Here is a 21,101-nt window from a genome sequence, read left to right on the forward strand (position 1 = left end):
GGGCAGGGGGCAATCATGGCTCTTCGCATCATATTCATGGGCACGCCGGATTTTTCCGTTCCGACGTTGCGTGCACTGGTGGAAGCGGGCCACGAGATTGCTGCCGTCTATACCCAGCCACCGCGTCCAGGCGGCCGTCGCGGCCTTGATCTGCAGAAATCGCCGGTGCATCAGGCTGCGGAACTGCTGGGCTTACCGGTACTGACACCCTTGAATTTCAAGGCGGAGGAAGATCGCCAGCAATTCCGGGACTTCGACGCCGATGTGGCTGTTGTCGTGGCTTACGGGCTGCTGCTGCCTGAAGCGATCCTCTCCGGCACGCGGCTTGGCTGTTACAATGGTCACGCTTCGCTGCTGCCGCGCTGGCGCGGCGCGGCTCCCATCCAGCGGGCGATCATGGCGGGTGACACCGAAACCGGCATGATGGTCATGAAAATGGAAAAGGGTCTGGATACCGGCCCTGTCGCGCTGACCGCTAAAGTCGCGATTGCCGAGAACATGACGGCCGGCGAGCTGCATGACAGCCTGATGCTGACAGGCGCTCGGTTGATGCGTCAGGCGATGGACAAGCTGGAAGCAGATGACCTGCCCCTCGTCACACAGGCGGAAGAGGGTGTGCTCTACGCCGCAAAGATCGACAAGGGTGAAACCCGTATCGATTTTTCAAGACCGGCGCAGGATGTGCATAATCATATTCGCGGCCTTTCGCCGTTTCCCGGCGCATGGCTGGAGATGGAGATCGGCGGCAAGCCCGAGCGCGTCAAGGTACTGGCGTCCGAGCTCGCCAGCGGAATGGGCGAGGCAGGCAGCGCACTGGATGATGTTCTCACCATTGCCTGCGGCAGCGGCGCCGTACGGCTCACCCGTTTGCAGAAGGCGGGTGGCAAGCCGATGTCGGCGGCCGATTTCGTGCGCGGTACCCCGGTTCCGGCCACTACGAGGCTCGGCTGATGCCACGCTTCCGCATGACCGTCGAATATGACGGTACGCCCTATTATGGCTGGCAGAGACAGGAAAACGGCCCCTCGGTTCAGGGTGCGCTGGAGGCTGCGGTTCGGTCGCTGACCGGCGAGAGCGTTTCCATTCGCGGCGCTGGCCGCACCGATTCCGGCGTGCATGCCGTTGGCCAGGTCGTTCACGTCGATCTCTCGCGAGACTGGGAGCCCTACAAGCTTCGCAATGCCCTCAATGCGCATCTCGCCATGGCGGGTGAAGCGGTGGCCGTGCTCGATGCCGCTTCCGTGACTGAGGATTTCGACGCCCGTTTTTCCGCCCTTCGTCGGCACTATCTCTACCGCATCATCTGCCGCAAAGCCCGGCTGGCGCTGGAGCACAAGCGGGCGTGGTGGGTGTCGAAGGACCTCGATCACGAGTGCATGCATGAAGCTGCCCAGATGCTCGTCGGCCGGCATGATTTCACCACCTTCCGCTCCGTGCACTGCCAGGCGAAGAGCCCCGTGCGCACGCTCGACCGGCTGGATGTGACGCGCAATGGCGATCTCATCGAGATACGCGCGACGGCGCAGAGCTTCCTTCATAACCAGATCCGCTCTTTCGCCGGCACGCTGAAACTGGCAGGCGAAGGCACGCTGACGCCAGAGGACGTGCGTGCCGCACTGGAGGCACGCGATCGAAAAGCCTGTGGCCCGGTCGCACCGCCGGACGGTCTTTATTTCATGCAGGTCGATTATCCCGACGTCATTCCGCCGCGCCGCCACCCCGAAGCCGAGGTGATGCAGGATGCGGATTGACGTCTAATTCTCTCAGGCCGGATAGACACCGAGAAAGCGCTGCAACGCTTCCGACAGAAGCATGCCGGGCACCAGTAGCGTCATGACGATGGCGGAGACGAGCAGCGACTGGTCGCGGATAAAAAACCGCACGATCCGTGAAAAGGCAAAGACCAGCGACAGAAGCAGCGCCAGCCACAAAATCGCGATCAGCCCCTGCAACGGTGGCAGGAAGAACGCAATCAGGATCAGAACTGCGTAGGCGTATGAGAAGGGCAGCGACAGCCAGTTCATGGTGGTAACGAGAGGCGTGAATTTTTCACGTGCGCCAAAGGCAAAGAGCAACATGCCGATCAAAAGCAGCGGCACGATCCAGCAAATGGCCTCCACCATCGCCAGGCGAAAGAAGAAGATGAACCCCGTTCCTGTTCCCGGCGGGTAGCTGGCGAGAAACGCTGCCCGCAGCCACAGCCAGGAAACCAGCATGGCGGGCAGGCACCAAAGGACGGAATAGAAGGACCGCCACATGCCGCGTTCGGTCAGGTCCAGGTAACGTGCGCCATTATGGTCGCCGAGCAGCAACAGCCACAGGCCCGTCAGATAGAGCCTTACTTCACTTGCCGTCGGCATGGGCGAACCAGCGCTCGATAAAGGTTTCGTAAATAAGCGTCAGCGTCTCAAGATCGGCAATGGCTACCCGCTCATCGACCATGTGCATGGTCTGCCCGACAAGGCCGAACTCCACGACAGGGCAATAGTCCTTGATGAAGCGCGCATCCGACGTGCCGCCGGTGGTTGAAAGCTTCGGCTCCTTGCCGGTCACGGCCTCCACCGCGCCTGACAGCGACGAAATGAGGGCATTGTTCCGGGTCAAAAAGACATGGGCCGGTCGGTCCGCCCAGACGATCTCGTACTTTACCGGTGTCCGGTCGGGGCGAAGCTCGCCGTCTGCCGCAGCGGCATCGAGGCGGCGGATGATTTCCGCCCGAAGGCTCTCCGCTGTCCATGTGTCGTTGAAACGGATGTTGAAGGAGGCGGTCGCCCGCGCCGGGATCACATTGGTGGCGGCGTTGCCGGTGTCGACGGTCGTTACTTCGAGATTGGAAGGCTGGAAATTATCCGTGCCGTGATCAAAGGGCGGATGCATCAGCGCATGCGTCAACTGCAGCAGACCGCGAATTGGGTTGTCGGCGAGATGCGGATAGGCGGCGTGGCCTTGCACGCCATGGACCGTGATGCGACCGGAGAGCGATCCCCGGCGGCCGATCTTGATCATGTCGCCCAGCTGGTCGGGATTGGTCGGTTCCCCGACGACACACGCGTCCCACGTCTCGCCCTTTGCAGCAGCCCATTCCAGCAGCTTGGAAGTGCCGTTGATTGATGGGCCTTCCTCGTCACCGGTGATCAGGAAGGAGACGGAGCCCTGCGGCTTGCCGTGTTTTTCAATATGGCGGGCAATGGCGGCAACAAAACAGGCAATACCGCCCTTCATGTCCACCGCACCGCGACCGAACATTTCGCCACCGGCAATCTCTGCGGCAAAAGGTGGGTGACTCCACGCGGCCTCATCCCCAACGGGAACCACATCCGTATGGCCCGCAAACATCAGATGTGGCCCCTCGTTGCCGAGACGGGCATAGAGGTTCTCTACATCGGGTGTTCCCGCCTCGCTCGCCACCATTTTTTCCACCGCAAAACCGAGCGGAGAAAGCAGGTTGTCAAGCAGAGTAAGCGCGCCGCCTTCCGCAGGCGTCACCGAAGGGCAACGGATGAGGGCGGCGAGATTGGCAACGGGATCGGTCGTGGTCATGGTATCAGCTTTATATCAGTCGCGCAGAAGCTCGTTGATGCCGGTCTTGGAGCGGGTCTTTTCATCGACGCGCTTGACGATCACGGCGCAATAGAGGCTGGGGCCCGGCTCGCCATTCGGGAACGGTTTGCCCGGCATGGTGCCGGCAACGACGACGGAATAGGGCGGGACTTCGCCGTAGGTGATCTCGCCGGTGGCGCGATCAACGATCTTGGTCGATTTGCCGATGAAGACGCCCATGCCGAGAACAGCGCCCTCGCGCACGATGCAGCCTTCCACGACTTCCGAACGCGCACCGATGAAGCAATTGTCTTCGATGATGGTGGGCCCTGCCTGCAGCGGCTCCAGAACGCCGCCGATACCGACGCCGCCGGAGAGATGCACGTTCTTGCCGATCTGCGCGCAGGAGCCGACCGTTGCCCAGGTATCGACCATCGTGCCTTCATCAACATAGGCGCCGAGATTGACGAAGGAAGGCATCAGCACGACGTTCTTGGCCACGTAAGCCGAGCGGCGCACGACGGCGTTTGGCACCGCGCGGAAACCGGCGGCGCGGAACTGATTTTCACCCCAGTTTTCAAACTTCGACGGAACCTTGTCCCACCAGGTGGCTTCGCCCGGACCACCGGTCACGATTTCCATGTCATTGAGACGGAAGGAGAGAAGCACGGCCTTTTTCAGCCACTGGTTCACCTTCCAGTTTCCATCCGCCTGCTTTTCAGCAACGCGTGCCTCGCCGCTGTCGAGAAGTTGAAGAGATGTGTCCACGGCGTCGCGAACCTCGCCCTTCGTCGATACATTCACGCTGTCGCGGTTGTCGAAGGCGGTTTCGATGATCGTTTCGAGGGAAGAGAGATCCGTGAGGCTCATGGAAAATTCCTTAAAGTCGCGTGTGTTCGTGCTCACGGCGGGTTCCGTGCCGCTGGAAGGCTTTGGCCATTTGATCTAAGGGAGTGTTGGAAAGGCGTCAATGCGATTTGGGTGATTTGGCGCCGCAGACGAAAGGCATGGAAATGACACGACTGAAAAACGGCAAATTGCGGCGCAAGGACGGGGTATGGGACCCCTTGAAGCGCAGCGCTGTGGACAAGCAGCAGGCCGAGGTCGTTGTCAAGACGCCGCAGTCGGACTCCCCGTCCTACCGGCTGGCCTATGTGGATACGGACTTTCTCTGCCGTGAGGAATTGCGACCCGTCAGGCTGCAGCTGGAACTTCTGAAGACGGAAATGGCGCTCACCGAACGCGGGATCAATTCCACCGTCGTCATGTTTGGCGGCGCCCGCATTCCCGAACCGGGAGGAGAGGCCTGGGCGGCGCGCAATGAAACGCAGAAGCGCAATCTCGAGCAATCCTCGGTTTATTACGACGAAGCACGCAAATTCGCCCGCCTTTGCACCGACTACGGCGCGAAATCCGGTCACCTGGAATATGTGGTGGTCACCGGCGGCGGTCCCGGCGTCATGGAGGCGGGTAACCGGGGCGCCATGGATGCCGGCGGCCCTTCCATCGGCCTCAATATCGTCCTGCCGCACGAGCAGGCGCCCAACCCTTATGTAACGCCGGAACTGAGCTTCAATTTCCACTACTTCGCGATCCGGAAAATGCACTTCCTGATGCGGGCAAAGGCCGTGGTGGTTTTCCCCGGCGGTTTTGGCACGCTCGATGAGCTTTTTGAAGCCTTGACGCTGATCCAGACCAAGCGCATGGCCCCGATCCCTCTCATTCTTTTTGGAGAAAAGTTCTGGCGATCCGTCGTCAATTTCGAGTTCCTGGCGGATTTCGGCACCATCGCTCCCGAGGATATGAATCTCCTGCACTTTGCCGAAACGGCGGACGATGCCTGGAAGATCATCTCCGACTACTACGAACACTGAAGATGCACGGCGCGGCGAAGTATTATTAGGGCTTAATTAGCAATCATATTCTAACTTCGCCCTGTCGCGCTGCAGCGCACTGTCCCATGCGGACGGGCCTCCATGACGGAGATTGTCATCCGTTGACGTCAGCTCCTTCGGGTTGACGATTTCCATTGGGGCCTAAATGTTCAATCTCAAAGTGAAGTCGCTTGCGACCAAGCTGATCCTCGTAACCGGCTGTGCCATCACCACGGTTCTCGTTGCATCCAATTCTTTCCTCATCTCCCAGACCAGTGAGCGCGTGCACGCGTTGACCATGGATCAGGCCAATACGGAAGCCCGCGCCATCGCCAACGTCATCGCCGCCGATGTCGGTGAACTCGGCAGCGCTGCCCGCTCAATGGCTGGCGTCATCGGTCGGGCGCATCAGGCGAAGTCGATGGATCGCCCTGGCATCGTCAACATCCTCAAGGCCAATGTGGAGCAGAATACTTTTGCATTCGGCAGCTGGTTCTGCGAACAGCTCGGTCTTTTCGATGGTCAGACGACAGAGATCGCCAACAGGCTCGATCTCGGCACCAACGCGACCGGCGCCTTCGCACCTTACTGGTCCAAGACCCAGAGGGGCGATATCCAGTTCTCGACCTTCAAGAACGATTACGCAGCGGAGTGGTATGCGCTGGCCGCCAAGACCGGCAAGGGAGCGATTACCCAACCTTATCTCGCCGAAGGCACGGAAGTGCCGACCACCATGACCTCTCTTGCCTATCCCGTCATGTCGGATGGCAAGATGATCGGCGTGGCGGGTGTCGATATTTCGCTCGCGTCTCTCACCCAGAAACTGCAGGCTCTGCATCCTTTCGAAACCGGCCGTGTGACGCTCGTCTCCCAGGGTGGCCAGTGGTTGGTGCCGCCGACGCCCGAGCAGAACATGAAAGCCTATGACGGAGAGGGCGCAGCCACTGTCCAGACCGCGATCGCTTCGGGCAAGCAGGGCCTCATCGAAGACCTCGGCCTTGATACCGACGCGCCGTATAACCGTCTCGTTTATCCCTTCGCCGTTCCAGGGCTCAACGCAACCTGGGTCGTCCTTGTGGATATTCCCCATCAGGCCTTGAACGCTCCGGTTCAGGAGCAGACCTATCTGATGATCATCGGTGCGATCGTCATTCTTGCCGCCGTCATTGCAGCGCTTTATTTTGCAGTCCGTTATTTCGTCCGCAACCCGCTTGCATCGCTGGTTACCGACGTCAGGACGCTGAGCGACGGTCGCTACGATGTGCCCGTCTCCGGTCAAGACCGGCAGGATGAGACCGGTTCGGTTGCGACAGCGCTTGAAGGTTTCCGCGCCAAGCTTGCCGGTATCCGGGAGATGGAGGCCGAAGCCGACGCCCAGCGTGGTCACGCCGAAACGGAGCGCCAGCGCTCTGAATTCGAGCGCAATGAAAACAGCCGTATGCAGCAGCACATTGTCAGCGTTCTCGGTTCCGGCCTGAATGCCCTGTCGCAGGGCAATCTGACCTACCGCATTCAGGACGAGTTCCCGGGTGAGTATGCAAAGCTGCGCGAGGACTTCAACTCGGCGCTTGCCAGCCTCGAGGAAACGGTTTCCACCGTCAACGCAACCGTCGTCAGCATCGGCAATGGCACCGGTGAGATCACCCGCGCCGCCAGCGATCTCTCGCATCGCACGGAACAGCAGGCCGCCAGCCTTGAAGAAACTGCCGCTGCGCTTAACGAGCTGACCGCCCAGGTCAATTCCAGCGCCGAAAACGCCGCAGAGGCGGCCGGTGCCGTCAGCCATGCCTGTGAAGACGCCGGCAAGTCTGGCGAGGTCGTGCAGCAGGCCGTGAACTCCATGCAGGGCATTGCACAATCTTCGGCGGAAATCTCTCGCATCATCGGCGTCATCGACGAGATCGCCTTCCAGACCAATCTTCTGGCGCTGAATGCGGGGGTGGAAGCGGCCCGCGCGGGTGATGCCGGCAAGGGCTTTGCCGTTGTCGCACAGGAAGTGCGCGAACTCGCGCAGCGCTCTGCAACTGCTGCCAAGGAGATCAAGGGTCTGATCAATACCTCGGCCACGCAGGTGGGCGAGGGTGTTCAGCTGGTCGGCAAGGCCGGCGACACGATGAAAAAGATCGCCGATCAGGTTCTGCAGATCAACCAGCTTATACGGCAGATTTCGGCCTCAGCCAGTGAGCAGGCGGTGGGCCTGAAGGAAGTCAACTCCGCCGTTACGCAGATGGATCAGGTCACCCAGCAAAATGCGGCGATGGTGGAGGAAACCACTGCGGCCAGCGTGACGCTCAACAGCGAGGCCGAAACGCTCAAATCGCTTGTCGCCGGTTTCGTAGTTTCCGGCGGTCAGCCCAGCCAGCAATTGCGTGCCGCCGCTGCGGCCATGCGCGCTCCCGCTGCTGCCGCCCCGACGTCCGCCCGTCCAGCTGCGCCCCGCGCGCGTCCTAGAACCAGCGGCGCAAATGCGCTGGCTCAGGATGACTGGACGGAATTCTGATGCGGTTTTCCGTTTGAAATATAAAGGGCCGCTGGTATCGCCAGCGGCCTTTTTTATCATCAGCGTCTGTCAAAGACGCGAGAAACGCTCCGTCAGTAACTCGAAGAAACCATCTGCATCCACCTTCCGCATCACGCGAGCATTGGCGGGGCGATCCGTCACGCGCCACCAGTCCACCACGGTCATGCCCATGGTCAGTTCGGAATGGACCTCGATCTCGACATTGCATTCGCGGCCCTCAAACAGTTCGGGCTTGATGAGATAGGCAATAACGCTTGGGTCATGCAGCGGACCGCCATCCGAACCGTACTTCTCGATGTCGAACCGCTCGAAGAATTCCAGCATTTCCGCCATGGCGATCGCCGGCCTCGTGCCGATCTCCCGAATGCGATTGACGCGTGCCTTGGTCGTCAGCAACTGATGCGTGACATCGAGCGGCATCATGACGATGGGCATGCCGGAGCGGAAGACGATGTCGGCAGCCTGCGGATCCACATAGATGTTGAATTCCGCCGCGGGCGTGATGTTGCCGCCCTCGAAGAAGCCGCCGCCCATCATCACCAATTCTTTGACGCGATCGGCGATCTCCGGCGCCTTCAGGAGCGCTAGCGCCACGTTGGTCAAGGCCCCGAGGGTGCAGAGGGTAACGGTGCCCTCAGGCTCCCGCATCACCGTCTCGATGATGAAATCGACCGCGTGCTGCTTTTCTGCCTCCATGGTCGGTTCGTCGAGAACCGGGCCGTTGAGACCTGTACTGCCGTGAACATGTTCGGCGGTGATGGGCCTGCGCACCAGCGGCTTTTCGGCGCCCTCGTAAACGGGAATGTCGGTGCGACCGCACAATTCGCAGATGATGCGAATGTTACGGCTTGTCAGCTTCAGGGGAACATTGCCGGCAACTGCGCACAACCCCAGAATTTCGATGTCTTCCGGGCTGCCGAAAGCCAGCATGATCGCGGCTGCGTCGTCCTGTCCCGGATCGGTGTCGATAATGATTTTTCTGCGTTCTGCCATGTCTTGCCCGCCGTTGAGATGAGCGCTTTTTTCGAGCCGCGGGTGCTCACTTGTCAAGCCTCTTCCTGCCGGCGCTCACCGGTCGCTTTGACTTGCGCATCGCGGTTCGGCTTCCCATATTGCAGGGGCCGGTGCGATTGACCGGCGAGGTTGCCGGAAGCGGGGCCGCTAAACGTCGCTTGGTTGCAAGGACAGAACAGATATGAGCCGCATGACGCCATTCACCCACCCGCTTTTGCTGGGTTTCGATGCCATGGAAAAGACGCTGGAGCGCATGGCGAAGGCCAATGACGGCTATCCTCCCTACAATATTGAGCGCCTGCCCGGCAGCGATGACGTACCGGAACGCCTGCGCATCACCATTGCCGTGGCGGGGTTCTCCGAGGATGATCTCGACGTGACGACGGCTGATAATCAGCTCGTCATTCGCGGACGCCAGCAGGAACAGGAGAAGCGCGATTTTCTCTATCGAGGCATCGCGGCACGCCAGTTCCAGCGGGTCTTCGTGCTTGCCGATGGCATGCAAGTCAGGGAGGCGCGCCTGCGCAACGGCCTTCTTTCCATCGATCTGGTCCGGCCCGAAATTTCAAACGTGGTAAAGAAAATTAATATTTCCGTCTCAGAGTAGACCATGAACGCCGGAATCGGACATGAATCGCTCGGCGTGAAGAAGGAGGCTGAAATATGCTTTTGAAAGAAGCGCATGCGCGTCTCACCCAATCCCAGCTCGCCCATATCGGCGAAGGAGAAGTGGGATATATCCGCAAGATCCGAGCGGAAGACGTCAGCCGCTGTTTCCCGGAGGCGCCCGATCTAGATCCGCAATTGGACCTTTGGGCATTGTTCGGCGCGGACGGGACGCCAATTCTCCTGACAGACAATCGTTCGAGCACCTTCTTCAAGGCGGCGGAAGACGATCTTAAAACCGTCAGTCTGCATTAAGAAAAAGCCCGCCGGTTGAGCGGGCTTTCTGCTTTTTTGGCTTACAGGAACGGCCGGTCCGGCATGTCGTCGATGGAGATGACGCCGTCTTTGTTCTTGTCCAGTCGTTCGAACATCTTTTCTCCGGCGGCGGCGAATTCGGCCTTGCTGACTTGGCCGTTCTCGTCAGTATCGGCCCAGCGGATCAGCGCGAAGCCGCCACCTTTACCGCCGTGCTTGCCCCAGCCCTGATGGCCGAAACGACCACCATGGTCACGCTCGGCACGCTTGCCCTCAGGGGCTTTGGCTTCATCCGCCTTGGCCTCTTCCCGCTTGGGGCGCGGGTGAGCGGCCCGGAAGGCCTCCATCTTTGCCTGACGATATTCGCGCATTTCCTTTGGCGTGATCGAGCCGTCCTTGTCCTTGTCGATCTCAGCGAACAGGGCATCCTGACGGGCGGTGAATTCCTCCTTGGAAATCTTGCCATCCTTGTTCGTGTCGGCCACCTTCAGCAGGTGAACGAAGGCAGCCTCCTGGCGGATCGGCATGCGATCCTTATGGCCTTTACCAGGTGCGGCGAAACTGGCCGTTGCGGCCGTGCTGAGCACAAGGGCTGCGCCAAGAGCAGACAGGGCGATTTTGCGTGTGGTCATCGTCATTACCTTTCTTTGGTGTCCCTGAAGAAAAGATAGTGACGTCCAGCAAGGCCCACCACTTAAACATCCGTAAGGTGCATGAAGCTTCGGTAATGTTCGCTACTCAGCGGGCGATGGTTTTTGTCAGGAACCCGGTCAGATCGTCGGTAACGTAGTCGATATGCTCATCCGTCACATCAGGGATTTCCCATCGTTCCATGATGACGCCCTCAAGATTTGACGGCACGAGTAGCACTGTCTTCATGCCCAGCGCTTTCGGGGCCGCGAGATTGCGCGGCAAATCCTCGAACATCGCAGCCTTTTTCGTATCGAGTTTTGCAAGTGCTGCAAACTTCTCGTAGGTTGCGCTGGCAGGTTTCGGCAAATAACCCGCGGCGACGATATCGAAAATATCCTCGAACTGATCGAGAATGCCGAGCGCTCCGGCGGCAGCCTGCGCATGCTTGACGCTGCCATTGGTGAGGATGAACTTCCGACCCGGCAAAGCCTTGATGGCCTCACCCAGTTCCGGATGCGGTTTCAGCGCCGAGTAGTCGATTGCATGGGCGCGTTCCAGAAACTCGTCCGGGCTGATGCCGTAATGGATCATCAGGCCCTGCAGCGTCGTGCCGTGGTCGTGATAATAACGCTTCTGCAAGGCGCGCGCTTCGTCGGGGTCGAGCTTCAGAAGCTCCGCCACATAGGCCGTCATGTTGCGGTCGATCTGGGAAAACAGATTGACGTGATGCGGATAGAGCGTGTTGTCGAGATCGAAGACCCATTCGCTGACATGGGCGAAATCGGCGGCGTCTGGCAGGTTTTTCGGCTTTGTGTCCATGGGCAGCTTTATGCCTGTTTCGAATGCTGAAGAAAATCGAAAAGAGGACGATTGATCAGAAATTCGGGCTTGGCTGCGGCCTCGCGCGCATGATACCGCCAAAGCCATGGAACTCTGGATAGGCATTACTTTCGCAAGCGCGTTTTTGCAGAACCTGCGCTCGACTTTGCAAAAACACCTCAAGGGCATGATGGGCACCACGGGTGCAACGTTTGTGCGCTTCGTGTTCGGCATGCCCTTCGCTCTCGCTTATCTTGCATTCCTGCATCTTGGGCTTGGCCGTCCGCTGCCGGTGCCGAACATGGCCTTCGCCGTGTGGGCAACGGTCGGGGCCATGGCGCAGATCGCCGCCACATTCCTTCTGGTGCACCTGTTCTCTTTCCGCAATTTCGCTGTCGGCACGGCCTACTCCCGCACGGAGCCGGCACAGGCGGCGCTGTTTGCTCTCATTTTCATAGGCGAGAGCGTCACGGGCGGTACATTGGCGGCGATAGCGATTTCGGTCGCCGGCGTCATGCTGATTTCCGTGGCGCGCACGGAAGTAACGCCCGCTTCCTTCATGACCTCGATCTTCAGCCGAACGGCGGGTATCGGCCTCGCCTCGGGTGCGTTCTTCGGACTGTCGTCTGTTGCCTATCGGTCGGCATCGCTGGCGTTAGCACCAAGCCTGCCTGCCCCGGATGCGATGATGCAGGCGGGCTTCACCCTCGTCATCGTCATCGTCATGCAGACGGTATCGATGTTCCTGTGGATCATCTGGCGGGAGAGGGAAGAACTGCGGCGCATCGTCAGGGTGTGGAAACCGTCGCTTGCGGTCGGTTTCGTGGGTGCCACGGCCTCGTTCGGCTGGTTCACGGCAATGACCCTGCAGCAGGCCGCCGTGGTGAAGGCACTGGCGCAGGTGGAGATGCTGTTCGCCTTCGCCTCGACGGTGCTTTTCTTCAAGGAGAAGATCAACCGGCTTGAACTGTCCGGCTGTCTGCTGATTGTGGTCGGTGTGCTGTCGCTTCTGGCATTCGGCTAATGCCTGATGTGGCGGACAGGTTTGCCGTCCGCCACCCTGAAGCACATCAGGGCACGATGAGCGTGCCGGCGCCTTCGGTGAAGATTTCCAGAAGGACGGAATGCGGCGTCTTGCCGTTGAGGATCACCACGCCCTGAACACCAGCCTTGATGGCGTCGATGCAGGTCTCGACCTTCGGGATCATGCCGCCGGAAATCGTGCCGTCCTTGATGAGGGCGCGTGCCTGCGAGACGGTGAGCTCCTTGATGAGTTCCTTGTTCTTGTCGAGAACGCCGGGAACGTCGGTGAGGAACAGCAGACGCGAAGCGTGAAGTGCACCCGCAATCGCGCCGGCGAAGGTATCGGCATTGATGTTGTATGTCGCGCCATCGCGGCCAGGGGCGACCGGTGCGATGACCGGAATCATTTCCGATTTAGCGAGCAGGTCGAGCAGTGTGCGGTCGACTTCCACGACTTCGCCGACGAAGCCGAGGTCGAGCACGCGCTCGATGTTGCTGTCGGGGTCGATCACGGTCTTTTTCGCCTTCTCGGCGAAGACCATGTTGCCATCCTTGCCGCACAGGCCGATGGCCCATTCGCCCGTCTGGTTTATGAGGGCGACGATTTCCTTGTTGATCGAGCCGGCCAGAACCATTTCAACGATCTCGACCGTCTTGGCGTCGGTGACGCGCAGGCCGCCCTCGAATTTTGACTCGATGCCCATCTTGCTCAGCATGGCGCCGATCTGCGGGCCGCCGCCATGCACGACGATGGGGTTGATTCCCGACTGCTTCAACAAGGCGATGTCTTCCGCGAATGCCTTGCCAAGCGTGGAATCGCCCATGGCGTGACCGCCATATTTCACCACGATGGTCTTGTTCTCGTATTTCTGCATGAAAGGCAGAGCCTGTGCGAGCAGCCGCGCCTGAGTTTCGCTTTCGGAAGACGTCATCTAAAAACCTCGGTCTGTGGTTGCGGCCGTTGAAGCCTGTCACCGCTCTAAAGCAAGTCTTTGACGGATGAAATAACCTCCGGGCCTTATTGTGTCGGCTGCGGTCAAATTTCTTTTTTTTGCCTGTTCCGGCCCTGTAATGAGATTGACATAAAGGGCCAATGGGACCAGCCTTGCTGATGAAGGGGAGGGATTAATTCAGGGTGATGGAGATGTCTCGCGCCGTGGAAATGGTGCACCTGAACGACCGAGGAGTGATTAAATACATGACGGCACCCGATCGAGACAAGCAAAGCGGTTTGCGGGACGAAGTGCTCGCGGGCGAATATGTGCTGGGTGCCCTGCCGCCGGAAAGCATGGCGGAGCTTGCCAAGCGCGTAAAACGCGACAGGCAGTTCGCGGCCATGGTCAGGCGCTGGCGTGACAATCTGGCGGAAACCGAATATCGCGAAAATGCGACCGTCGCTGCGTTGCTGGAACGGGACCCCCGCCGATCCGGTCTGCCATTCAGGAGCCAGCCGTTGCGGAGTGGCAGCATGTTCGCAGCCATGCTCTCGGAAATCTGGCATTCCGTGCGCTTCTGGCGCCTTCTGGCTTTGACGGCGATGCTCTGGACCGCCGTTCTGCTTTTCACCATCGCCTGAGAGGCACGCCTCTCAAAGAGAGATCGTTCTGATGATCTCCGCCCGCAGGTTATCCAGCCCGACTGATTTTTCCGAGGATGTGGCGAGAACTTCCGGATAGGCGGCAGGGCGCTTGCGGATTTTCTCAAGCGTTTCGCCAATCAGCCGCGGCACGCCGGCATCCTTGATCTTGTCCGTCTTCGTCAGCACGATCTGGTAGGACACAGCCGCCTTGTCGAGGAGGGTCAGAACCTCCTCGTCATTCTTTTTCACGCCGTGGCGGGAATCGATCAGCACGTAGACGCGCTTCAGCGTCGCACGGCCGCGGAGGTAATCGAAGACGAGCTTCGTCCAGGCATCGACCTGATCCTTGGGGGCCTGCGCATAACCATAACCGGGCATGTCGACCAACGCCATCGGCGGAAGATCGCCCTCAGCACCGGAGTAACCATCGGGAACGAAATAATTCAGCTCCTGGGTGCGTCCCGGCGTGTTGGAGGTGCGGGCAAGCCCTTTGTGGCCCACCAGCGCATTGATGAGCGAGGACTTGCCGACATTCGAACGACCGGCGAAGGCAATTTCCGGCGGCCCTTCAGGCGGCAGGAATTTCATCGCGGGGACGCCGCGAATGAAAATCCAGGGTCGTCCGAATAGTGGCTTTTCGGTTGCCGCGCCGGTTTCACTCATTTCGATTGCACCGGCTTTCGCTTGAACAGCCCTTTGATGTTATCGAACAGCTCGATCTTGGCGCCCTGGCGCTTCATGATGACCGCCTGCTGGGTGATGGAGAGCGTATTGTTCCATGCCCAGTAGATGACCAGACCGGCCGGGAAGGAGGCCAGCATGAAGGTGAAGATCAGCGGCATCCAGTTGAAGATCATCGCTTGTGTCGGATCGGGCGGCGTTGGGTTCATGCGCATCTGCAGGAACATGGTGATGCCCATGACAAGCGGCCAGACACCGATCATCAGGAAGTGCGGCACATCGTAAGGCAGAAGGCCGAAGAGGTTGAACAGCGATGTCGGGTCCGGCGCGGAAAGGTCGTGGATCCAGCCGAAGAACGGCGCGTGCCGCATTTCGATGGTGACGTAGATGACCTTGTAGAGCGCGAAGAAGACCGGGATCTGCAGCAGCATCGGCCAGCAGCCGGCAACAGGATTGATCTTTTCTTCCTTGTAGAGCTGCATCATCGCTTGCTGCATGGCCATACGGTCATCGCCGTGCTTGGCCTTCAGCTCTTCCATCTTCGGCTGCACGCGCTTCATATTCGCCATGGAAGCATATTGCTTGCTGGCGAGCGGGAAGAAGAGGGCCTTGACGACGATGGTGGTGAGCAGGATCGCTACGCCGAAGTTACCAAAATAACGGAAGAAGAAATCCATCATTTTGAACATCGGCTTGGTGATGAAGTAGAACCAGCCCCAGTCGATCAGAAGGTCGAACTTCGGAATTGCGTAGGTCGTCTCGTAACGGTCAACCAGCGGCACTTCCTTGGCGCCAGCGAAAACAAGGCTCTTCAGCTCGATCGACTGGCCGGGCTCGACCGTCATCGGGTCGCTCTTGAAATCTGCCTGATAGCTCGGCTGATTGCCGGTGATGTGCGAATAACGGGTTTCGAATGGCGTCGTCTGGGGCGGAACGATGGCCGCAGCCCAATATTTGTCAGTGATGCCGAGCCAGCCGCCGGTCGCCTTGGCAACCGTTACCGGTGCTTCTTCGACGTCCTTGTACTTTTCTTCCGTCAGGCTGCCATCTTTGCCCGAAACGCCGAGAAAACCTTCATGGATGACGAAGACCGGGGGAACTGCGGGCTTGTTGTTACGCGTCACGCGGCCATAGGTGGCGAAGGAGATGGCCGCCTGGCCGGGGTTCTCAACCTTGTCGGCGACCGAGATCATGTAATGCTCGTCGATCGAAACCGTACGGGAGAAAATCACACCCTTGGCATTGGTGTAGGTGAGGGTGACGGGCGTGTTTTCCGTCAGCTTGTCGCCGCTTGCGAGCGTCCAGACGGTGGTCGGACCGGGAACGCCGCCGACTTCCTGCGCTGCAACGTAACCGAGTTCGGTGAAGTAACCGTCCTTGGTGTCAGCGGGCGAGAACAGCGTGATGATCGGGCTCGAGTCATCGACGGTCTCATGGTAGTCCTTGAGCCGGATGTCGTCGAAGCGGGCGCCGGTGAGATTGATCGAGCCGGCGATGGCGTTGGTGTCGATGGCCACACGCTGGGTTCTTGCAATCGACTCTTCGCGGGTCGCCGTTGCGGCAGTCTGCGGTGAGGAGGCGGGCGGTGCGCCTTCAACGGCAGCACCTGGTGCGGCGCCCGGCGCCGGCTGCTGTTGCTGCGTGGTCTGCTGCTGCGCCTGGCGGGCCTCTTCGGCGCGGCGCTGCTGCTCGATACGCGGATTCATGTAAAGGAATTGCCAGGCGAGGACGATGACAACCGAAAGGGCTATCGCGATGAAGTAATTGCGGTTCTTTTCCATCATTCTTTCCTGGAGCGGGTCTCCTGGGACCGTTTCGGTTTCGCCGTTCCTTCAATGCGCTCGGCAAGGAGAGACTGAAGTTTCGGGAAGGCCGTATCAAGCACATCCCTGCGGGCGACAATCACATAGTCATGACCGGGCTTCATTGCGACCCCGGCAGAAAGCCTGACGGCTTCCTTCAGACGGCGGCGCATGCGATTTCGCTCGACCGCGTTGCCTTGTCTTTTTGTTACGGTGAAACCGACGCGAGGCTCGGTTTCCGGGGATTTCCGATCAAGCACTTCCAGAAGAAAGGTGCTTCCCCGCCGTTTTTCACCTGCCTGAACGGCAAGAAACTCCGACCGGTTTTTAAGCCGGCCGGGGCTTTTCTTAGTCTCGCTCATGTGCCCGCGACTTTCATCGGGCCACAGATCGGCAATTAAGCCGACAGACGAGCGCGGCCGCGCGCACGGCGGGCTGCGAGAACCTTGCGGCCGCCGGCAGTAGCCATGCGGGCACGGAAACCATGACGACGCTTGCGAACAAGCTTGGACGGTTGGTAGGTACGCTTCGACATTTATTTAATACCGCGGTGTGCGGCCCTTCTTGAATTTGCAATTATTTGCAAGAGCGTTTCGTTTTTTGCACGGCTAAACCCGCCTGGGCGAGCTTTCAATGGCCGAGCGTGCGCGGCTTATAAGGGCATAGGCCAAGCAAAGTCAATTGCCGAAGGGGTTTTCGGCCTTCACCTTTTGCGGAAAACGCACCGCGATTTCTCTCGTCGACGGCCGATGAGGGCCGATTCCCATCCGCAATCGATAAAATCTGAAATTCTTTCTTAAGGCCGCATTGATAAATCTTGTGACGCGAAAAGTTATGCCAGCTTCCCATTTTCATAACGCAGCTGGTTTTTGTTGGGGGAACGAAATTGAGAATTCGCGGTCGTATCAATCTACTTGTCGGGCTGATGAGCCTTGTTGCCTGTACCATCGGCGGGCTGTCCATCTATGCGATCAACGAATTCTGGGTTCGGTCGCACCATTTCGAGCAAGCGGCCGAACGGGCTTACAAGGGCGAGGCGCTCAACCGTCTGGTAACGGCAGTCGTCATGGAGGCGCGTGGCATCTATGCAGCGGCGGACATTGCTGCGGCCGCACCCTTTGCCGACGGCATGGTCAAGAACCTCGACGCCATGGACAAGCTCATTACCGGCTGGGCACCGCTCGTGCCGGCGGAACAGAAGGCTGGTTTCGACAAGCTTGCCGGCCGCTCGAAGGAATTCCGGACTTTCCGCCTGGAGACCGTCCGGCTGGCTAAGGAAAGCGGGCCGCAGGCGGCGAGCCAGCAGGGCAACAACGAAGCAAACCGCGCTAATCGCAAGGCCTATCAGGCGGAGATCGACAGTATCGTGAAAAACGACATTGCCGAGCTTGAAGTCGTCAAGGCGGGGGTCGACGCTTTCAGCACTGCCATATTCTGGGTGATTGTCGCGGTGACTGTCGCCGGCGTGGGGACGGGAGCTGCTTTCGGCCTCTATATCGGAACGCGTCAACTGAGTGCGCCGATCCGCCGGGTATCCCAAGTCATGAGCGAGGTGGCCGACGGAAATCTGGATGCGGCAGTTCCCTACCTTGGGCGCCAGGACGAGATCGGCGAAATGGCCGCGGCCGTCGAGGTCTTCAAGACCAATGGCCGCGAAGTGCGCCGCATGAACGCTCAGGAATCCGCCATGCGGGCCAAGAGTGACGACCTGCAGGCCGGCATGGCCGTTGTCGTCGATGCCGCCGCCGCGGGGGATTTCAGCCGCCGTATCAACAAGGATTATGGCGACGACAACCTCAACCGTTTCGCAGCCACGATCAACGCCCTGCTCATCGGCGTGGACAATGGTGTCTCCGAGACCAGCCGCGTCATCGAAGGTCTTGCGCGGGGCGATCTGACGGAGAAGATGGATGGCGAGTTCCGCGGCGTGTTCGCCGAACTCCAGTCGAACGTCAACCAGACGCTGGCCAAGCTGCGGGAAACAATGCGCGAAGTGCGCAGCAGCACGGAGGGTATCAGCGGTAATGCCGGCGAATTGCGCTCGGCCGCCGATGATCTTTCCAGGCGAACGGAACAGCAGGCCGCGGCGCTCGAGGAAACATCCGCCGCTCTGGACGAGATCACTGCCGTCGTCCGAAATTCCACCGACCGCGCCCAGGAAGCCAGCGCTATGGTGGCTGAAACCAAGCAGAAGACCGAAGAATCCGCCAATGTCGTACGCGATGCCGTTTCGGCGATGGACCGTATCGAGCATGCGTCGCGGGAAATCAGCCAGATCATCAATGTTATTGATGAAATCGCCTTCCAGACCAATCTCCTTGCTCTGAATGCGGGCGTGGAAGCGGCCAGGGCCGGCGAGGCAGGCAAGGGTTTTGCAGTCGTCGCTCAGGAAGTGCGTGAGCTCGCACAGCGCTCGGCAACGGCGGCCAAGGACATCAAGGCGCTGATCACCAAGTCCGGTGAGGAAGTCGGGCGCGGGGTATCGCTGGTCCAGAGAACCGGCAGCGCTTTGAGTGAGATCGAAACGCGCGTCCTGGCGATCAACGAGCATATCCACTCCATAGCTACCGCGGCGAAGGAACAGTCCACAGGCCTGCACGAGGTGAATACGGCCATTAACCAGATGGATCAGGTTACACAGCGTAATGCCGCCATGGTGGAGGAAACCTCGGCCGCAACCCATAAGCTCAGCAGCGAGGCGGACCATCTTGTCACGCTGGTGACCCGCTTCAATGTCGGCGCGGATGGTGTTCAGCGGAACCTTCGCGCCGAGACCGTGTCGCGTCCGGCCCGCGCCGCGCAGCCCATGCGGCCCGTTGCAGTGTCAGACAGAACGACGGCGGTGGCTTCTCCGGCGCGCAAATTGATGAACAGCGTCAGCCGGGCACTCAGCGCTCAGCCAGCCGTAGCGCCGGCGCTGGGGGACTGGCAGGAATTCTGACGGGGTTGCCTGATAACTAAGCCGCCTTTTTGCTTCAGACGCCGCCTTGTGGCGGCGTTTGTTTTATTGCGATGAAAACCTTGCGTCGCAGCGCATTGGAAAAAATCCGTTAGGTCCTATTATCGTTGGTGCATATAAACCGAGCCGTTCAACCGAAGCGGCGGCGCGCATACAGGATCAGGGCCCGGTGTTTTCTAAAGGCGTAGACAGCTTGGACCGCACGGAAGACAATCCGGCGCACGGCATGCCGGGATTGACTGCCGGTCTTTCCGGGCGGCTGCTGTTGCTCACGGTCATTTTTGTCATGATCGCGGAAGTGCTCATCTTCGTGCCTTCCGTCGCCAATATGCGCCTGTCCTGGTTGCGGGATCGTCTGAATACGGCTGCCGCGGCCGGCGCGGTGATTGACGGACTGCAGGCCGAATTGCCGCGAAGTGTGCAGAACGATACCCTGATGGCGACAGGGGCAAAACTGATAGCCCTGCGCAAGGACGGTACGTCGCGGCTGCTGGCGGCTGCGGAAACCCCGCCCGGCGTCGATGAGCAATATGATCTTTCCGATGTGTCGCAGGTGGCCGCAGTACGCGATGCCTTTTCCACCCTGCTGTTCGGCGGTAACCGCGTCATTCGCGTTTTCGATGTCGTTGGCGACAGCGACACCATCATCGAACTGGTGCTGGGCGAGAACAAGCTCAGGGCTGCCATGCTGGCCTATGCCCGCAATGTGTTCCTCATTTCCATCGTTCTGTCGCTGATCACCGCCGGCCTCATTTTCATCTCCATCAACCGCATCATGATACGGCCGATACGCCGGCTGACGCTCGGCATGCAGAATTTTTCGGAAGATCCTGGCAACCCGGAGCGGATTTTCGTGCCGGAGGAGGGAACGGACGAGCTGGCCGTTGCCGGGCGTCATCTCGCCGATATGCAGACGGAACTGCAGAAAACGCTGCGGCAACAGAAAAACCTCGTGGATCTCGGCCTCGCCGTCTCGAAGATAAACCACGACATGCGCAACATCCTCTCATCCGCGCAGTTGATGTCTGACCGTCTGGTGGATGCAAAGGACCCGATGGTGCGAAGCTTCGCGCCGAAACTGCTGCGTACCATCGACCGTGCCGTTGCCTATACCGGCGAAGTTCTGGCCTATGGCCAGGCGACGGAAGGTGCGCCGAAACGCAAGATGGTGCAGTTGAGCCTTCTGGTGCGGGACGTGCGCGATATCCTGGCGCTGGAGCCGGACAGCGGTATTGAATTCCGCGACAGCGTGCCCGCGGAGTTGACGGTGGATGCGGATTCGGAGCAGCTTTTCCGGGTAATCCACAATCTGTGTCGCAATGCCGTCCAGGCCCTGCAATCCGATGCCGCCAATGCCGCGCCGAGGTATCTTTCAATCTCGGGTCAGAGGGCCGGCAGCGTTGTCAGCATCGTGATCGACGATAACGGTCCGGGTATGCCGCGGAAGGCCAAGGAGAACCTGTTTTCCGCCTTCAGGGGCTCGGCCCGTTCCGGCGGCACAGGGCTCGGCCTGGTCATCGCCCGCGAACTGGTGCTGGCCCACGGCGGCACCATCGCGCTTGTCGAGAAGCCGGGCCCCGGCACGCAGTTCCGCATCGAAATCGCCGATCGCGCCACGACGGTGCAGGCGGCCAGAACCGCCTGAAAGACCCCCAGCCGGATAGTCCAGCGCAGCCTTCATACCCGCTGGATGATATGCGGCTCACGCGCTCTCGAAAACTCACGTTTAGGAATG

At 59.7% G+C, this 21,101-nt stretch carries 21 protein-coding genes; 10 read left to right on the plus strand and 11 right to left on the minus strand.

Annotated elements, in window-relative coordinates; all coding sequences use genetic code 11:
* Window positions 1-15 precede the first annotated feature (15 nt).
* Together fmt and truA are read left to right on the plus strand one after the other, a co-directional pair.
* Window positions 16-951: a methionyl-tRNA formyltransferase gene (gene fmt / locus AGR2A_RS03195; RefSeq protein WP_072493883.1), complete on the plus strand. Its 936-nt coding sequence runs from the start codon at window positions 16-18 to the stop codon at window positions 949-951.
* Window positions 951-1,751, plus strand: coding sequence for a tRNA pseudouridine(38-40) synthase TruA (truA, locus tag AGR2A_RS03200; RefSeq protein ID WP_072493884.1), 801 nt, complete (start codon window positions 951-953; stop codon window positions 1,749-1,751). The genes fmt and truA overlap by 1 nt, the downstream gene beginning before the upstream one ends.
* Window positions 1,752-1,763: 12 nt before the next feature.
* On the opposite strand, the gene AGR2A_RS03205 is transcribed toward truA, so the two are convergent.
* From AGR2A_RS03205 to dapD, 3 genes are read right to left on the minus strand one after another with little or no spacing between them, the layout of a single operon-like run.
* Complete coding sequence (locus AGR2A_RS03205; RefSeq protein ID WP_004439642.1) at window positions 1,764-2,360, minus strand: hypothetical protein; 597 nt, start codon at window positions 2,358-2,360, stop codon at window positions 1,764-1,766.
* Window positions 2,344-3,540 carry a succinyl-diaminopimelate desuccinylase gene (gene dapE / locus AGR2A_RS03210; protein ID WP_072493885.1) on the minus strand — a complete coding sequence of 399 codons (1,197 nt, stop codon included), beginning with the start codon at window positions 3,538-3,540 and terminating at the stop codon, window positions 2,344-2,346. Before dapE ends, AGR2A_RS03205 begins: the two co-directional genes overlap by 17 nt.
* A gap of 15 nt (window positions 3,541-3,555) precedes the next feature.
* A complete protein-coding gene (dapD, locus tag AGR2A_RS03215; RefSeq protein WP_006698917.1) occupies window positions 3,556-4,410 on the minus strand; it encodes a 2,3,4,5-tetrahydropyridine-2,6-dicarboxylate N-succinyltransferase in 855 nt (284 codons plus the stop codon).
* A gap of 143 nt (window positions 4,411-4,553) precedes the next feature.
* On the opposite strand from dapD, the gene AGR2A_RS03220 reads away from it, so the two are divergent.
* A complete protein-coding gene (locus AGR2A_RS03220; protein ID WP_004439649.1) occupies window positions 4,554-5,414 on the plus strand; it encodes a TIGR00730 family Rossman fold protein in 861 nt (286 codons plus the stop codon).
* A gap of 166 nt (window positions 5,415-5,580) precedes the next feature.
* Window positions 5,581-7,914, plus strand: coding sequence for a methyl-accepting chemotaxis protein (locus tag AGR2A_RS03225; protein WP_072493886.1), 2,334 nt, complete (start codon window positions 5,581-5,583; stop codon window positions 7,912-7,914).
* Between the two features lie 69 nt (window positions 7,915-7,983).
* On the opposite strand, the gene AGR2A_RS03230 is transcribed toward AGR2A_RS03225, so the two are convergent.
* Entirely contained in the window at window positions 7,984-8,928 is a 945-nt protein-coding gene (locus tag AGR2A_RS03230) for a nucleoside hydrolase (protein WP_006698920.1), read from the minus strand.
* Window positions 8,929-9,130: 202 nt separating this feature from the next.
* Here AGR2A_RS03230 and AGR2A_RS03235 point away from each other — a divergent pair, with 202 nt between their 5' ends.
* Window positions 9,131-9,556 (plus strand): Hsp20 family protein, encoded by a 426-nt coding sequence (locus AGR2A_RS03235; protein WP_006698921.1) that lies wholly within the window; start codon window positions 9,131-9,133, stop codon window positions 9,554-9,556.
* Window positions 9,557-9,612: 56 nt separating this feature from the next.
* A complete protein-coding gene (locus AGR2A_RS03240) occupies window positions 9,613-9,870 on the plus strand; it encodes a DUF1150 family protein (RefSeq protein ID WP_003503706.1) in 258 nt (85 codons plus the stop codon).
* 41 nt (window positions 9,871-9,911) lie between these two features.
* Here the strand turns inward: AGR2A_RS03240 and AGR2A_RS03245 are convergent, their stop codons facing one another.
* The gene (locus AGR2A_RS03245) at window positions 9,912-10,508 is read right to left on the minus strand and encodes an EF-hand domain-containing protein (RefSeq protein ID WP_006698922.1); all 597 of its coding nucleotides are present in this window, start codon (window positions 10,506-10,508) and stop codon (window positions 9,912-9,914) included.
* A 100-nt stretch (window positions 10,509-10,608) separates the two neighbouring features.
* A complete protein-coding gene (locus AGR2A_RS03250; RefSeq protein WP_004439667.1) occupies window positions 10,609-11,322 on the minus strand; it encodes a pyrimidine 5'-nucleotidase in 714 nt (237 codons plus the stop codon).
* 106 nt (window positions 11,323-11,428) lie between these two features.
* On the opposite strand from AGR2A_RS03250, the gene AGR2A_RS03255 reads away from it, so the two are divergent.
* Window positions 11,429-12,346, plus strand: a complete 918-nt coding sequence (locus tag AGR2A_RS03255) for a DMT family transporter (protein ID WP_006698923.1) — start codon at window positions 11,429-11,431, stop codon at window positions 12,344-12,346.
* Window positions 12,347-12,392: 46 nt separating this feature from the next.
* Here the strand turns inward: AGR2A_RS03255 and argB are convergent, their stop codons facing one another.
* Window positions 12,393-13,277 (minus strand): acetylglutamate kinase, encoded by an 885-nt coding sequence (gene argB, locus AGR2A_RS03260; RefSeq protein WP_004439672.1) that lies wholly within the window; start codon window positions 13,275-13,277, stop codon window positions 12,393-12,395.
* Between the two features lie 266 nt (window positions 13,278-13,543).
* On the opposite strand from argB, the gene AGR2A_RS03265 reads away from it, so the two are divergent.
* Window positions 13,544-13,921 (plus strand): hypothetical protein, encoded by a 378-nt coding sequence (locus tag AGR2A_RS03265; RefSeq protein WP_022555534.1) that lies wholly within the window; start codon window positions 13,544-13,546, stop codon window positions 13,919-13,921.
* Between the two features lie 12 nt (window positions 13,922-13,933).
* Here the strand turns inward: AGR2A_RS03265 and yihA are convergent, their stop codons facing one another.
* From yihA to rpmH, 4 genes are read right to left on the minus strand one after another with little or no spacing between them, the layout of a single operon-like run.
* Window positions 13,934-14,587: a ribosome biogenesis GTP-binding protein YihA/YsxC gene (yihA, locus tag AGR2A_RS03270; RefSeq protein WP_004439676.1), complete on the minus strand. Its 654-nt coding sequence runs from the start codon at window positions 14,585-14,587 to the stop codon at window positions 13,934-13,936.
* Entirely contained in the window at window positions 14,584-16,386 is a 1,803-nt protein-coding gene (gene yidC / locus AGR2A_RS03275) for a membrane protein insertase YidC (protein WP_004439678.1), read from the minus strand. Before yidC ends, yihA begins: the two co-directional genes overlap by 4 nt.
* Window positions 16,386-16,769 carry a ribonuclease P protein component gene (rnpA, locus tag AGR2A_RS03280; RefSeq protein WP_004439680.1) on the minus strand — a complete coding sequence of 128 codons (384 nt, stop codon included), beginning with the start codon at window positions 16,767-16,769 and terminating at the stop codon, window positions 16,386-16,388. The genes yidC and rnpA overlap by 1 nt, the downstream gene beginning before the upstream one ends.
* Window positions 16,770-16,804: 35 nt before the next feature.
* Complete coding sequence (rpmH, locus tag AGR2A_RS03285) at window positions 16,805-16,942, minus strand: 50S ribosomal protein L34 (RefSeq protein WP_003493611.1); 138 nt, start codon at window positions 16,940-16,942, stop codon at window positions 16,805-16,807.
* 351 nt (window positions 16,943-17,293) lie between these two features.
* Between rpmH and AGR2A_RS03295 the strand changes: the two genes are divergently transcribed.
* Together AGR2A_RS03295 and AGR2A_RS03300 are read left to right on the plus strand one after the other, a co-directional pair.
* Window positions 17,294-19,348, plus strand: a complete 2,055-nt coding sequence (locus AGR2A_RS03295) for a methyl-accepting chemotaxis protein (RefSeq protein WP_072493887.1) — start codon at window positions 17,294-17,296, stop codon at window positions 19,346-19,348.
* A gap of 244 nt (window positions 19,349-19,592) precedes the next feature.
* Complete coding sequence (locus tag AGR2A_RS03300) at window positions 19,593-21,011, plus strand: ATP-binding protein (protein ID WP_006698926.1); 1,419 nt, start codon at window positions 19,593-19,595, stop codon at window positions 21,009-21,011.
* Window positions 21,012-21,101 lie beyond the last annotated feature (90 nt).

This window comes from Agrobacterium genomosp. 2 str. CFBP 5494 (assembly GCF_900013495.1).
GTDB lineage: Bacteria > Pseudomonadota > Alphaproteobacteria > Rhizobiales > Rhizobiaceae > Agrobacterium > Agrobacterium pusense.

Bases quoted from the DNA above. Each gene is read 5' to 3' on its own strand.
- yihA (WP_004439676.1), bottom strand. From the start codon at position 14,587: ATGAGTGAAACCGGCGCGGCAACCGAAAAGCCACTATTCGGACGACCC.
- yidC (WP_004439678.1), bottom strand. From the start codon at position 16,386: ATGGAAAAGAACCGCAATTACTTCATCGCGATAGCCCTTTCGGTTGTC.
- truA (WP_072493884.1), top strand. From the start codon at position 951: ATGCCACGCTTCCGCATGACCGTCGAATATGACGGTACGCCCTATTAT.
- rnpA (WP_004439680.1), bottom strand. From the start codon at position 16,769: ATGAGCGAGACTAAGAAAAGCCCCGGCCGGCTTAAAAACCGGTCGGAG.
- AGR2A_RS03240 (WP_003503706.1), top strand. From the start codon at position 9,613: ATGCTTTTGAAAGAAGCGCATGCGCGTCTCACCCAATCCCAGCTCGCC.
- AGR2A_RS03245 (WP_006698922.1), bottom strand. From the start codon at position 10,508: ATGACGATGACCACACGCAAAATCGCCCTGTCTGCTCTTGGCGCAGCC.
- dapD (WP_006698917.1), bottom strand. From the start codon at position 4,410: ATGAGCCTCACGGATCTCTCTTCCCTCGAAACGATCATCGAAACCGCC.
- AGR2A_RS03265 (WP_022555534.1), top strand. From the start codon at position 13,544: ATGACGGCACCCGATCGAGACAAGCAAAGCGGTTTGCGGGACGAAGTG.
- AGR2A_RS03255 (WP_006698923.1), top strand. From the start codon at position 11,429: ATGGAACTCTGGATAGGCATTACTTTCGCAAGCGCGTTTTTGCAGAAC.
- dapE (WP_072493885.1), bottom strand. From the start codon at position 3,540: ATGACCACGACCGATCCCGTTGCCAATCTCGCCGCCCTCATCCGTTGC.
- fmt (WP_072493883.1), top strand. From the start codon at position 16: ATGGCTCTTCGCATCATATTCATGGGCACGCCGGATTTTTCCGTTCCG.
- AGR2A_RS03235 (WP_006698921.1), top strand. From the start codon at position 9,131: ATGAGCCGCATGACGCCATTCACCCACCCGCTTTTGCTGGGTTTCGAT.
- AGR2A_RS03225 (WP_072493886.1), top strand. From the start codon at position 5,581: ATGTTCAATCTCAAAGTGAAGTCGCTTGCGACCAAGCTGATCCTCGTA.
- AGR2A_RS03220 (WP_004439649.1), top strand. From the start codon at position 4,554: ATGACACGACTGAAAAACGGCAAATTGCGGCGCAAGGACGGGGTATGG.
- AGR2A_RS03300 (WP_006698926.1), top strand. From the start codon at position 19,593: ATGCCGGGATTGACTGCCGGTCTTTCCGGGCGGCTGCTGTTGCTCACG.
- rpmH (WP_003493611.1), bottom strand. From the start codon at position 16,942: ATGTCGAAGCGTACCTACCAACCGTCCAAGCTTGTTCGCAAGCGTCGT.
- AGR2A_RS03250 (WP_004439667.1), bottom strand. From the start codon at position 11,322: ATGGACACAAAGCCGAAAAACCTGCCAGACGCCGCCGATTTCGCCCAT.
- AGR2A_RS03230 (WP_006698920.1), bottom strand. From the start codon at position 8,928: ATGGCAGAACGCAGAAAAATCATTATCGACACCGATCCGGGACAGGAC.
- AGR2A_RS03205 (WP_004439642.1), bottom strand. From the start codon at position 2,360: ATGCCGACGGCAAGTGAAGTAAGGCTCTATCTGACGGGCCTGTGGCTG.
- argB (WP_004439672.1), bottom strand. From the start codon at position 13,277: ATGACGTCTTCCGAAAGCGAAACTCAGGCGCGGCTGCTCGCACAGGCT.